The organism is Chitinophaga qingshengii, assembly GCF_014529935.1.
In the GTDB taxonomy this organism is placed as follows: Bacteria; Bacteroidota; Bacteroidia; order Chitinophagales; family Chitinophagaceae; genus Chitinophaga; species Chitinophaga qingshengii.
This window is the reverse complement of record NZ_JACVFC010000001.1, coordinates 2,663,539-2,676,691: the sequence shown is the minus strand read 5'-3', so window position 1 is coordinate 2,676,691 and position 13,153 is coordinate 2,663,539. Positions and strand designations below refer to the sequence as shown.

The following is a 13,153-nucleotide window of genomic DNA, read 5'->3' as shown; positions in this document are numbered from 1 at the left end:
TGGTTATATGCAATTAAATATCGGTATACCTAATGAGTTATCGGTCAGTTGTTTTACCTGATGAGTGTGACCGTTCCTTTTCGCAGCACCGTTTTATCATTGATATCCCGGCCCTGTACTACCCATACATAAGTGCCTACGGGCGCTTTTTGACCATTAACGGTACCATCCCATCCTTTCATATAGGCGGTGTTGTTATACATCAGTTTTCCCCATCGGTCAAATACCCGGAAAAAATCCATCTTCACCATACCTACAGGTATCGGACGGAAAACATCATTCAAACCATCGCCATTCGGTGAAAATGCGTTAGGGATATAGATTTCAGGGCCTGCAATGAAACGAACGAAGATGTCGTCTGTGCCGGTGCAGCCTTCCTGCGTATAGGCGGTAACGGTATAGGTCATATCCCGATTAATAAAGGTTATTGGATTGGCGATATTGGGATTATTGAGACCGGTAGTGGGTGTCCAGGTATAACGTATGCCGCCTGTTGCCTGTAGCTGGAAGGGCTGGTTGAGCATTACGATGGTATCGTTGCCGGCAAAGGCGTGTACGGGCGGCACTACTTTTACCAGTGCGGTGGCGGTCACTTTTTTAGGGCATCCCAGTGTATCCGTCACCGTGACTGTAAACAAGGTGGTGTCTGCCGGATTGGCGAAAGTAATGGCATTCAGGGGATCTTTGACATAATAAGCCGGCGACCACCGGTAGTAGGCACCGCCGCCGGCCCGCAGCAATACAGGAGTGCCATAACAGATCGTGGTATCCGGCGCTGCTGTAGCTTTGGGAGGGTCTACTACTTTCAGACTAACGGTATCGGCTGTATGACATTTGCCCAGGGAGGCCAGTATTTCGTATGACTGCCGGGGTGGCGCAGGGGTAACAAGCGCATCGATCTGCGTACTGACCACCTGGTTGTTACCTAGTTGGGTCCATTGATAAGCATAGGCGCTGCCGCCGTCTGATTGTATCGTGAGATGAATTTCATCGCCGGTACAAACGGTGCTGTCGGGCATCGCCCGGATCATCAGGCTGTCGCGTACATCTACCTTGATGGTTTTGTCGTTGGTGCATCCCTGTTGGTCAGTAAACCTGACAGTATAAGCGGTATCCATTGGTGGAAATACAATTGGATCAGGCGTATTAGGGTTCAGTATTTTAAAATTATCCGGCGTCCATTGATAAGTCCCCGGCAAGTTGCTGACAGCCCACATATGAAGGCTATCGCGGAAACACAGCAGCGTATCTGCCGTTGCGCTGAAGGGTGGCCGGTCATATACCGTCAGCGGATGGGCGATTGTTTTTTCGCAACCTACGGTAGAGCGTACAAACATTTGCACATTATAAGTACCTGGTTGTTTGTATTGAAACTGCGGAACAGGTGTATTGGTGGTATCATTGGCGACACCGGTACCAAAATCCCATTTGAAGTAGGCGGCCGATCCACGATCAATACGTGTCAGGTCGGGTTTGAACAGCGAAGGTTTTTCTGTGCACAGCCCGGTTACACTGAAATCGGGATCGAATTTCGGATAGGCGTATACGGTAGCGAACGCACTATCGCCACAGTTACTGTTTTTATCCACATATAGTTTTACACGGTAGGTACCTTCTGTAGCGTAGGTATGAGGGAGCGGATCGGGAGAAGTGGTGGTGAACGGCGGTGTTCCATCGCCAAAGTCCCAGGTGTACGGTTTACCGAGGGAACTGTTATTGAGGAAAGTAATAGTGAGACTGCTGCAATCGGCATATTTATCCGGCATGGCAGCGGTCACTTGTTTCACGCAGGTGGTAACGGTAATATGAAAATCTTTACGCAAGGTCCCGATCAATTTACCATTACGGTATTCATTAACACAGACGGTTACCACGTATTTACCGGCAGCGGGAGCGGTACCGGAAATAATGCCTGTTGTAGGATCGATGGTTACTTTAGGTCCCAATGGAGACTGTCCCGTGAAGGGCGCAACGTATTGTACAAACTGGTAAGGCGGATTTTTCGCCGCAGGGGGGACTCCGTCTTGTGGGGTAAGATCACCACCGGTATATGCATCACAGAATTGATAACTCAATTGATCGCCATCGGCATCGGAGGCGGAGAAATCGTAGGTGAACTTTTTATCTGCACATACCAGGATAGCTTCTTCTTTATTAAAGGCAGGGCTGGAATTTTTTACATAACCGGCTGCATCTGCAGCACCACTTTTGGTACCGGGAATTTCTGCGAAGTAGGTGGCGCCGGTACCGCGGTCGGTGCTGTTGGGAATACGTTCGGCCAGTATGTTCATCATAAAAGGATCGCGGCAACAGCTTTGAAATGCGATAACATAGCCGTCGGTATTACTGGGCAGTGAGATGGTGGTGGTAAACGTACCTACCTGAAAACAAATCTGGGGCGGGTTGACAATGCAGGGATCTATTTGGGTGGCTGACTTTGTTTCAAAGGCCGTGCGGTCAATTCTGTACTGGTCCACATACCGGTTGCCATTTTTATCAAAAGAAGCGAGGTAGATGGTTTTAGGCATTTCCGCTATTCTTTCGCCGCTGCCGCAGATGCGGTAAAGTTTCAGCGTTACCTCGTAGGTATTTATAGGCCCCGGCGGACCTATCTGCTTATAGAAAACCTGCCCGCCGATAATATGACTGGCATATGCAGGGAACACATATATAAAACCTATCAGGAGAAATATAATTTTCTTCAAAACAGGGTGATTTTGGTTGTGGTGAAAAAGTAATGTCAATGCTGACAGAACTCCACAAACTGCCGTAAGATCACATTCGCGGCTTCATATATTTCCCACATGCCCATATGTCCTACTTCATCAAAAATATGAATGCTGCTAAGGCGCGGTAAGGTTATTTGCGGCAATATGATGTCTGTCGGTACTGCTGCATCATCTTTTCCGATGATGAACAGCACGGGAATTGTTACGTTTTTTAACACACTGGTGCGGTCCGGTCTTTCCATCATGGCCTCATAATAGGCTACCATTGCTGTTTCCGGGCACTGCATCCCCATTTGCACGTAGGCCTCTACCCGGTCGGGCTGTGCGGTTTTAAAAGCGGGGCTGAACATATTGGGCAGTGTTTGCCGGGCGAATGTTTCAGCACCGTATTGTTCCATGAGCCGGATCGATTTCCGGCGTGCTTCTTTTTTTTCTGCTGTATCGGCAGTGGCAGTGGAATGGAACAGTCCCAGTCCCTGTACCAGCTGCGGATGTTTATCTGCCAGGGCGAGGGCAACATAGCCGCCCATGGAGTGACCGACGACGGTGGCTTTATCTATATTTTCGGCTAACAGGATCGTATATACGTAATCGGCCATGGACTCAATGGTCAATGGCAATGTTAATGGTACGTTGGCTGCTCCCGGCAGATCAGGTGTAATAATGCGGAAATTACTTTTCAGGTATGCCTGTTGTATTTCCCATATAGCGGCATTTTCGGCAAACCCGTGGATAAGTACCACTACCGGACCTGTACCCTGATCGTCATATTGCCTGGTTCCGTTATGAATTGTTTTCCGCATGTCTTAAGCCGGGAATGAATCGTGAAATAAAAGCATGTACCAGTAACAAGATACAAAATATTACCGCTCCTTTGGACAGAAGATCACCATTTCTGACATAAAACGTCTGTTCCGGTCTGGATGTTACAGTCGCTTTAAAGGCCGCTTCCTGCCAGTAGGGTTGGGGTTGGTCCAGGTTGCCTGCCGGGTCTATCACAGCGGAAATACCGGTGTTGGCACTTCTGACTACCCATTTCCGGGTTTCTATGGCGCGGATGCGGGCATATTGCAGGTGTTGGCGATGCCCGTCTGTATGGCCCCACCAGCCGTCGTTGGTGATCACCATCAGGAGACTGGCTCCCTGATTCACGCCGTCGGCCACATAGTCACTGAAAACGGATTCGTAACAGATAGTAGGAAATATATTGACACTGTCTGCCGGATTGGTGAGTAAAGTTACCCCGGGGGTACGGCCATAGCTACCGGTAATGCCGCCGAAGTCGAGCGCCAGCGTTTGCATGAAGGCGAGGTACCGCACATAGGGAGTGAGTTCTACACCGGGTACCAGTTCATATTTATGATACACCTGAATGTTTTGGGAGGTGTCGATCTGCAGGGCGCTGTTAAACGGTTCCCAACTGGTGCCATCTTCCATCCGGCGTGCACTGGCGGGTATCTCACCGGTGCTGCCGTATTGTTTCATGGTAACGGCGCCGGTAACTACTCTGGCTTTGGGGAAACGCTGCAGCATACGCCGGATAGCTTGCACCTCCGGTTGATAATTAAGCTGGTGTTCCCAGGCCCCGTTGGGAAACAGGGCGGTTTCAGGCCATACGATGTAACGGGTATTGCTGTCGGCCTGTGATTCGGAGAGACGGATAAATTTCTCTATTTGTTGCATCGTAGAGCTGGGCGTGAATTTCTCATCGTAAGGGTCGATGTTCGGTTGTACGACTACCACGCCGATTTTCCGTGCAGGATCATCCGGTGTTGGGCGAAGAAAAACCGAGCATAGCAGTGGTAAAAGAATGACTGCCGCGGGTTTCCATATTTCGGAGCGGAATAATTGCGCCCAGGTGAAGTCGTGTATCCGTGACCGTTTCCATACCTGGTAGATGGTGATATTGGCCAGCAGTACCCAGAGCGTACCGCCGCTGGCGCCGGTGAACTGGTACCATTGTATCCATCCGGGCCGCATGGCAAAAGCATTGCCCAGTACCAGCCAGGGCCAGCTGAGCTCCCAGGTCTGATGGATCAGTTCAAACGTTAACCAATATACGATGAGGGCAAAATAGGACATGGTTTCAGGTAGCCGGCGGCGGGTGTTTTTATAAGCCAGCCAGGGAATGCTCATCAGCAGGGCATTAAAGCTGTTGGCGAATACGCCGCTCGCCGGTACGGTGGTGTTACCTACCCACCAGGTACTGCCTACATTCCATACCAGGAAAGAGAAAAATATCCATCCGAAATATTTTCCCCTGTGTTGTATTTTTTCAGTGAGATATAACAGCGGCGTAAGACCGATGAAAACCAGCGGGGTAAAGGGCATCGTAGGCCAGGCCAGCCATAGTAACAGGCCGCTGAATATGCTGCAGAGGAAAGCGGATAATTTCATGATCGGATATAAATCAAAACAGGGGCGAAGATAAGCAATGTGGCCACGCTATTTTAAGTAGATTTTAATGATTTAATCCAATTTTAAAACGGACATTTATTATAGCTACAAGATAAATCTGTCCAAAAGTTCTTGATAAGCTTATGATATGAATTATGAAAAATCATATATGTTCGCACTAGAAAATTTTAACAATTTTTTCATAATTTAGATCATTCAATACCAGGATACATAGAGGGAAATCTACCGGAAAGTTGGGAGATACCCGGATCGCGCTATAAAAAGTCAACTGAAGAGCCATAGAGAGGAACGATGAAAAGTTTTAGCTGCACGACGCGGCTGATCAACCGAAGAAGAAGCACTTGTTACAATTTGTCACAAAAAGACGCAGACCGGTCGTCTGATTTTATCCGGTCAGCTTAATTACTTTACTCGTGAAGCAACTGCGTTGCCACCAGTCCTCCCGGATGGGTATGGGCATGCTATGCTTAAAAGGTTTTTGCATCATCTAAATTCTAAAAAACATCATCTAAATCTAAAACAGCGACCAAATTATCTGAACATCTAAGCTAAACGCTTAACCAGTCACATTATCCCGGATTATTACTGTCACACCAAAACTGGCACTATATCCCGGAACAGAATTTTATTGTCTACTAAAACCTTTTAGTTGGTATAACCAAAACGGCTATACGAATTAAGAGATGGCTATGCCATTGTCAACAGGTATCATCTACAAAATCTAAATTGCTCATGAAGAAAGGATTATTCCTTTGGTTGTTCGTGACCATTTGTATGCTGCAGGCATACGCTCAAACACGGACCATTACCGGTAGAGTAACCGACGCTAAAGACGGTTCTCCCTTGCCTGGAGTAAACATCGTTATCAAAGGTACTACTAAAGGTACCATCACCGGACCCGACGGGAACTTTAAAATCGAAGCACCCACAGGCGCTTCCCTCGTATTCTCTTTTGTAGGATACGCCAACCAAACGGTGGTAACAGACGCCAGCAGCAACGCGCTCACCGTAGCGCTGAAAAACAGCAACCAGTCACTCAATGAACTGGTGGTAACGGCGCTGGGTATCAAACGCGACAAACGCACCCTTACCTACGCTACCCAGGAAGTAAAAGGCGCTTCTATCGTGGAAGCCAAACAAAACAACCTGGTCAATGCTTTATCCGGTAAAGTAGCAGGCGTACAAATCACCAACTCCAGCGGTATGCCCGGTAGCTCTGCCAGGATCGTGATCCGTGGTAACAGCTCCCTCACCGGTGATAACCAGGCGCTCGTGGTAATTGACGGTATCCCCATGGATAACGGAGAAGCAGGTAACCCCGATGGCTCCCTCAGTGGTGGTGGTACTTCCAACCGCGCTGCCGATATCGATCCCAATATCATCGAAAGTATCAACGTACTGAAAGGCTCCGCCGCTACCGCCCTCTATGGCTCCGCTGCGGCTAAAGGTGCTATCATCATCACCACTAAAAATGGTATGGGCGCTTCCACTGGTAAACCTACGGTTTCCGTCAGCTCCAGCTACTCCTTCGAAAATCCCATCCTGCCCAGCTTCCAAAGCAAATATGCACAGGGTACCGGAGGAAAATATGTAGATGGTAACGCCGGTAAACTGAGCTCTACTTCCTGGGGTCCATTAATGGATACCCTGAAAGTAAATGGTGTGGCTGTTCCTAAAAGAGATAACGTAAAAGACTTTTTCCGCACCGGCCATACTACCGACAATAACGTGTCTGTAAGCGGCTTCGGCGAAAAGTCCAATTACCTGGTTTCCTACTCTTTCCTGAAAACAAATGGTACCATGCCTAATACCGACTACTCCAGGCATGCACTGTTTGCGAAATATGGTACGGAACTGGCGAAGAACCTGCACCTTACCATGCAGTTCAACTACATTCTCTCCGATAACCACCGTCTGTTGGAAGGTAACAGCCTGGCCAGCCCGTTGTGGACTATCTACGCTGCACCCATTTCCTGGAACCCATTCCCAACCACCAAAGCAGATGGAACACAGCAGGTATATCGCGCCGCCCGTAATAACCCTTACTGGCTGGTGGATAACACCGGTTTGAGAGACAGGACCAACCGTATAATTCCTGTGATCAATCTGTCTTATTCTCCGCTCTCCTGGTTAACAGTAACGGAAAGATTTGGCGCAGATATGTATGTTAACAATACCGACTATCACGAGAATATGGGCATTATCGGTTCTGCATCTCCTGACGGAAGAATGTACAAACGCGATATTCAATACCAGCAGTTCAACCATGACCTGATTGTGCAAGCCAGGAAAAACTTCGGCGACGACTGGACCACAGATATCGTACTGGGTAATAACATCCTGTTCAATTACAACAACAATAGCTACACAGAAGGTGTGGGCCTTTCTGTTCCCGGCCTGTATACGCCTGACAATGCCAATGCTGTAAGCTCTTCCTATCACTTATACAGAAACAGAAAAGTAGGCTTCTACGCACAGGCCAACGTTGAATGGCGGAAAATGCTGACATTGGCGGTGACTGGCCGTTATGATGGCAGCTCCGTATTGTCTAAAGACAAACAGTTTTATCCTTATGGCTCTGTAAGTGGTGGTTTTGTCTTTACAGAGGCGCTGGGTATGTCTAACAGCAAAATCATGAACTTTGGTAAAGTGAGAGTGTCCTACTCTGCGGTGGGTAACGACAACGTAGGTCCGTATATGTTAACTACGCCATATGAAAAAGCCACTGTCGGAAATATTACTTTCCCCTACAATGGCCAGAATGGCTTTCTGCAATCTACTACTTACGCCAACCCGCTTAGAAATGAAAGTGTGAAGGAGTTTGAGGTGGGATTGGAAACTAAATTTTTCCAGAATAGGGCAGGATTGGATGTGAGCTATTTCGACAGGAAAAGTACCGACCTGCTGACAACCTCCACGCCTATTTCAGGCGCCACCGGCTACCCGGCAATGAGTATCAATGCGGGTGATATGCGTAACAAAGGTGTGGAAGTAGTATTGAATGTGACACCTATCAAATCCAAAAATTTCAACTGGGATATCGGTGTTAACTTCACCAAAATTGATAATAAGGTTACCAGACTGGCGCCAGGTCTCAACAGTATATTTCTGGCCGGTTTCACCACGCCTGGTATCTATGCCTTCGCAGATCAGGCTTATGGTGTGATCATGGGTTCCCACTTCAAACGTAATGATGCTAACCAATTGTTGCTCGACGATGACGGTTATCCGCAAATAGCAGACGGAACCGCACCTATCGGCTATGTCACACCAAAATGGCTGGGTGGTATTACCAGTACTTTCACCTGGAAAGCGCTTACTTTCTCTTTTGTGTTAGATCATAAACATGGTGGCGATATCCTCAACCTGGACAACCACTACCTGTTGTTCTATGGTACACCTAAGGTTACTGAAAACCGTGGTACTTCCTATGTTTTCCCAGGCATCATAGAAAGCTCCAAAAAGCCAAATACAACGGCGGTACCGCTCGATCAAAGCTACTATACCAATCTCTATTCCTCTGTGGATGAAAGCTCTATCGAAGATGGTTCTTTCCTGAAATTGAGACAGGTATCACTGAGCTACAATTTCGGCGCTTTCCTGAAAGGAACAGCCTTTAAGTCACTCGCCTTAAACGTAACAGGTACCAACTTTATCCTGCATAAGAACTATACCGGATCAGATCCGGAAGTAAGCCTGAATGGTAGCGGTAACGGTCAGGGATTTGCCAACTTCATGGCGCCTTCCAACCACACTATCATCATCGGTTTAAAAGCAACCTTTTAGTAGTATTAAAAGCAACAACAATCATGAAAAGACTATATATAGCCACCGTATTTTTAGGTGCCGTGCTGTTGGGTAGCGGGTGTAAAAAATTCCTGGATGTCAATGATAATCCTAATAGTCCCATGGATGTGGGAGAAAAATTGATCCTGCCACCGGTGGAAATCACTGTTTCCACACAGGTAGTGGGAGGTTTCAATGGTACCAACGCCGCCTATTGGATGCAACAGTTGTCGCAAAATCAGCCATCCCCTGGTCAGGAAACTTTCAAAATTTTCCCGGTGGATGTGGATAATACCTGGACCTTTTTCATTTATCCGAACATTCTTAATAACCTGCGGTTGATGATGAACAAGGCCAGGGCAGCGGGACATAACGAATATATGGCCATTGGTAAAACGCTGTATGCGTTTAACCTGGCAATAGCAACCGATTTATGGGGTAGTGTACCGAATACTGATGCTATGAAGTTGCCGGAAATCATCCGCCCCAAATACGATAGCCAGGAATCCATCTATGCATCATTACAGACTACACTGGATAGTGCCATTTATTTCGCCAGCCAGCCCAAAAGCGCGATTGCACCTGGTACAGACGATTTGATCTTTCAGGGGGATATGAGCAAATGGAAAAAGTTCGCTTATATGCTGAAAGCCCGTTTTTATCTGCGTTTGACCAAAGCACCGGGTCATACGGCCGCTGCCCAGGCAGACCTGGCATTGGCTGCATTGGCGAATGCTTTCGGAGATAACAGCGACAATGCGCTGGTAGCCTATGCCGGCGGTGCAAAAAAAGAAAGCCCCTGGTTTAAAAATACAGAACCAGGCGCCGGTGGAGTGGTGATGAATAAAACATTCATCGACTTCCTGCAGGGTAACAATGATCCCCGTTTGCCGATTATTGCTACCAAAGATGTGGATGGTGGTTACACCGGCCGCGTACCGGGCGCTACACCTGTTCCCGATCCGGATGCACTGTCAAAAGTTGACAGCTTCTATGCGGCTGATAACGCTTCTTTGTACCTGGCTACCTATTCAGAAGCATTATCTATCAAAGCAGAGGCTACTTTCTATAAATCTGGTGCAGCTGCAGCGCAACCTATCTACCAGGCTGCTATCAAGGCTCATATGGACATGCTGAAAGTAGCTGCGGCAGATGCACAGGCCTACATCAACAGCCGCCCTGCACTCACTGCTACCAATGCGCTGCAGCAGATCATCTACGAAAAATATGTGGCTGGTTTCCTGTCTATCGAAACCTATAACGACTGGAGACGTACCGGGTTCCCGGTATTACAGCTGCCGCAGAATATGTTTGGAACCGGCTTCCCGAGAAGATGGCCTTATCCTTCCAATGAACTGCTGGCCAATCCGCAACCAGAGCAAAGTGCTACTACAGCCGATCGCGTTTGGTGGGATACAAAATGATAATAACGTTATCGTATAAACGAAAAGACCGAAGCATTGCTTCGGTCTTTTTTTATGAAATGTGTTATTGAATTATCGGCTATAGTTCGGTGCTTCCTTAGTGATTACCACATCATGCGGGTGGTTTTCCTTTACAGTAGCAGCAGTGATTTTCACAAACTGCGCACCTTGCAGGGCTTTCACGTCTTTGGAACCAGTGAGGCCCATACCGGCGCGTAAACCACCAACGAACTGTTGAATCACCTCAGACAGGTAACCTTTGTAAGGTACGCGGCCTACGATGCCTTCCGGAACCAGTTTTTTGATATCGTCGTCTTCCTGGAAGTAACGGTCCTTGCTGCCTTCCTGCATGGCCTCGATAGAGCCCATACCACGGTAGGATTTGAATTTACGGCCTTCGTAGATGATCGTTTCTCCGGGGCTTTCTTCCACACCGGCAAAGATAGAACCAGCCATGATACAGGAAGCGCCGGCGGCGATGGCTTTTACCATATCGCCGGTATAACGGATACCGCCATCGGCAATTACCGGGATACCCAGTTTCTTCAATGCTTCAGCAGCCTCCAGAACAGCGGACAGCTGCGGGAAACCAGCGCCGGTTACGATACGGGTAGTACAGATGGAACCGGGGCCTACACCTACCTTTACGGCGTCAGCTCCTGCTTGTGCCAGTGCCAGCGCACCTTCTGCGGTAGCTACGTTACCGGCAATCACCTGCAGTTTGGGAAATGCTTTCTTTAATTTTTTGAGTGTGTTGATCACCGCTATGGAGTGACCGTGGGAGCTATCCAGACAAACTACATCCACCCCTACATTGATGAGGGCTTGTGCGCGGTCCAGTACATCAGGGGTAATACCCAGTGCAGCACCTACCAGCAAACGGCCGAATTCATCTTTTACAGCGTTGGGATAGCTGGTCAACTGCAGGATGTCACGATAAGTGATCAACCCTACCAGTTTACCTTGTTTATTAACAACCGGCAGCTTTTCAATTTTATATTGCTGAAGGATCTTTTCTGCCTTTTTCAGGTCGGTACCTTCCGGTGCAGTGATGAGTTTCTCGCTGGTCATTACTTCAGAAACGAGGCGTTTTTTGTTTTTCTCAAAACGCAGGTCCCTGTTCGTGAGAATACCTACCAGCTTGTTGTTGTCATCGATAATGGGAATACCACCAATGCCGTTTTCTTTCATGAGCTTCAGCGCCTGGCCGATGGTGGCATCAGCTTTCAGGGTAACGGGGTCCATAATCAGACCACTTTCGCTACGCTTCACTCTTCTCACCATCTCGGCTTGTCTTTCGATGCTCATGTTTTTGTGGAGAATACCTATACCCCCCTCTCTCGCCAGCGCGATAGCCAGGTTGGCTTCTGTCACAGTATCCATCGCCGCTGATACCATCGGTATGTTCAGGCGTAAGTTCTTGGTGAGTTGCGTGGAGAGATTTACTTCTTTAGGCAGTACTTCACTGTAGGCCGGCACGAGGAGCACGTCGTCAAAGGTAAGGCCGTCAGCTACAAATTTGGGTTTAGATTTTCCCGCAGGCATGATGCAATTATTAATCAGTTATAAAAATAATTGCACGCAAATGTAGCTCTATTTTGCCAATAAATAAAATATTCGCCACCTGCCATACCCCGATTGTCTGTTAATATTACGTTATTAACACGCATCACCTGTTTATCTTATCAGCTCGTAACGCTGTCCTGGTAAGCTTTTGAGCACACTACGCATCTCCAGGTTAAACACCGCCTCCGCTACCTGGCTACCGGTAAGTCCGGTCAACAGATACAACTCTTCGAGGTGCCGTGGCGACTTTTCACGGAACAAAGGCATCAGTTTCTGTTCATTGTCTGATAATTGTAAAAACAATTCCTGCTGGATAACAGCCGGTTTGGCTTGCGTTTCCCAACCCATCATCTGTATGATGTCTGCTGCTCCGCTAATCAGCATCGCTTTATTGTTTTTTATAAGATGATTACAACCTGCTGCCTGCGGATCATCTGCCCGCCCCGGAATACAGAACACATCGCGGTTATAGCCACCAGCCAGGTCAGCGGTAATAAGGGAACCGCCCTGTATCCCGCTTTCTATGACAACGGTCGCATCACAAATACCAGCCACGATACGGTTGCGCTTAGGGAAGTTCTGCCGGTCCGGTAAATGCCCGCTCATAAAGTCGGTCAACAGCCCGCCCTGGGCCATCATCGCTACTGCCGTGGTTTTATGCGCTGCCGGGTAGATACGGTCCAGCCCATGCGCAAGCACGCCAATAGTTGGTGTTCCTGCCTCCAAAGCTGTTTCATGCGCCAGTATATCGATACCATAGGCCAGGCCGCTCACCACCGTTACCTGCGCAGCTGCCAGCTCCCTGGTGAGCTGCCGGCACATACGCCGCCCATAGGCCGAGGGCCGCCGCGTACCGACTATACTCACCATCCGCGCGGCATTCAGGGAAGCGCTGCCTTTATAATATAATAAAGACGGACCGTCGTAACAATGATGCAGCCGCTGCGGATAATCGGTATCTGTACAAAACAATGGCCTGATGTGATACTTCTCTATAAACGATATCTCTTTTTCCGCCTGCGCAAAATCGCGGAAACGCCGGATAGCATTGGCTCTTACACTACCCACCGTTTCAATGTTTTCCAGCTCACGCTGTCGTGCCCTGAAAATAGCGCTGGCCGTACCAAAGGTGTCCAGCAACTTCCGGATAATCACATCGCCAATAAGGGGAATACGTGTTAAGGCTATCTGGTATAGCAACTCCTGGGACATAACAAACAATTTCACTGA

At 48.2% G+C, this 13,153-nt stretch carries 7 protein-coding genes; 2 read left to right on the top strand and 5 right to left on the bottom strand.

Going from position 1 to position 13,153, the window contains the following annotated elements; all coding sequences use genetic code 11:
- Positions 1-53 precede the first annotated feature (53 nt).
- The 3 genes from ICL07_RS10180 to lnt are packed head-to-tail and all read right to left on the bottom strand — an operon-like array spanning position 54 to position 5,126.
- Positions 54-2,705 (bottom strand): T9SS type B sorting domain-containing protein, encoded by a 2,652-nt coding sequence (locus tag ICL07_RS10180; RefSeq protein WP_188087797.1) that lies wholly within the window; start codon positions 2,703-2,705, stop codon positions 54-56.
- A gap of 35 nt (positions 2,706-2,740) precedes the next feature.
- Positions 2,741-3,532, bottom strand: a complete 792-nt coding sequence (locus ICL07_RS10175) for an alpha/beta fold hydrolase (RefSeq protein ID WP_188087796.1) — start codon at positions 3,530-3,532, stop codon at positions 2,741-2,743.
- A complete protein-coding gene (gene lnt, locus ICL07_RS10170) occupies positions 3,513-5,126 on the bottom strand; it encodes an apolipoprotein N-acyltransferase (RefSeq protein ID WP_188087795.1) in 1,614 nt (537 codons plus the stop codon). The genes ICL07_RS10175 and lnt overlap by 20 nt, the downstream gene beginning before the upstream one ends.
- A 753-nt stretch (positions 5,127-5,879) precedes the next feature.
- Between lnt and ICL07_RS10165 the strand changes: the two genes are divergently transcribed.
- Positions 5,880-8,933, top strand: coding sequence for a SusC/RagA family TonB-linked outer membrane protein (locus ICL07_RS10165; RefSeq protein ID WP_188087794.1), 3,054 nt, complete (start codon positions 5,880-5,882; stop codon positions 8,931-8,933).
- A gap of 23 nt (positions 8,934-8,956) precedes the next feature.
- Positions 8,957-10,357, top strand: coding sequence for a SusD/RagB family nutrient-binding outer membrane lipoprotein (locus ICL07_RS10160; protein ID WP_188087793.1), 1,401 nt, complete (start codon positions 8,957-8,959; stop codon positions 10,355-10,357).
- A gap of 72 nt (positions 10,358-10,429) precedes the next feature.
- Here ICL07_RS10160 and guaB read toward each other — a convergent pair whose 3' ends face one another.
- Both guaB and dprA read right to left on the bottom strand, forming a co-directional pair.
- On the bottom strand, positions 10,430-11,902 hold the full coding sequence (gene guaB / locus ICL07_RS10155; RefSeq protein WP_188087792.1) for an IMP dehydrogenase: 1,473 nt from the start codon (positions 11,900-11,902) through the stop codon (positions 10,430-10,432).
- Positions 11,903-12,034: 132 nt separating this feature from the next.
- Positions 12,035-13,135: a DNA-processing protein DprA gene (dprA, locus tag ICL07_RS10150; RefSeq protein ID WP_188087791.1), complete on the bottom strand. Its 1,101-nt coding sequence runs from the start codon at positions 13,133-13,135 to the stop codon at positions 12,035-12,037.
- Positions 13,136-13,153 lie beyond the last annotated feature (18 nt).

Excerpts from the sequence above, each read along its gene's own strand:
- ICL07_RS10160 (WP_188087793.1), top strand. The coding sequence starts at position 8,957 with ATGAAAAGACTATATATAGCCACCGTATTTTTAGGTGCCGTGCTGTTG.
- ICL07_RS10175 (WP_188087796.1), bottom strand. The coding sequence starts at position 3,532 with ATGCGGAAAACAATTCATAACGGAACCAGGCAATATGACGATCAGGGT.
- dprA (WP_188087791.1), bottom strand. The coding sequence starts at position 13,135 with ATGTCCCAGGAGTTGCTATACCAGATAGCCTTAACACGTATTCCCCTT.
- lnt (WP_188087795.1), bottom strand. The coding sequence starts at position 5,126 with ATGAAATTATCCGCTTTCCTCTGCAGCATATTCAGCGGCCTGTTACTA.
- ICL07_RS10165 (WP_188087794.1), top strand. The coding sequence starts at position 5,880 with ATGAAGAAAGGATTATTCCTTTGGTTGTTCGTGACCATTTGTATGCTG.
- guaB (WP_188087792.1), bottom strand. The coding sequence starts at position 11,902 with ATGCCTGCGGGAAAATCTAAACCCAAATTTGTAGCTGACGGCCTTACC.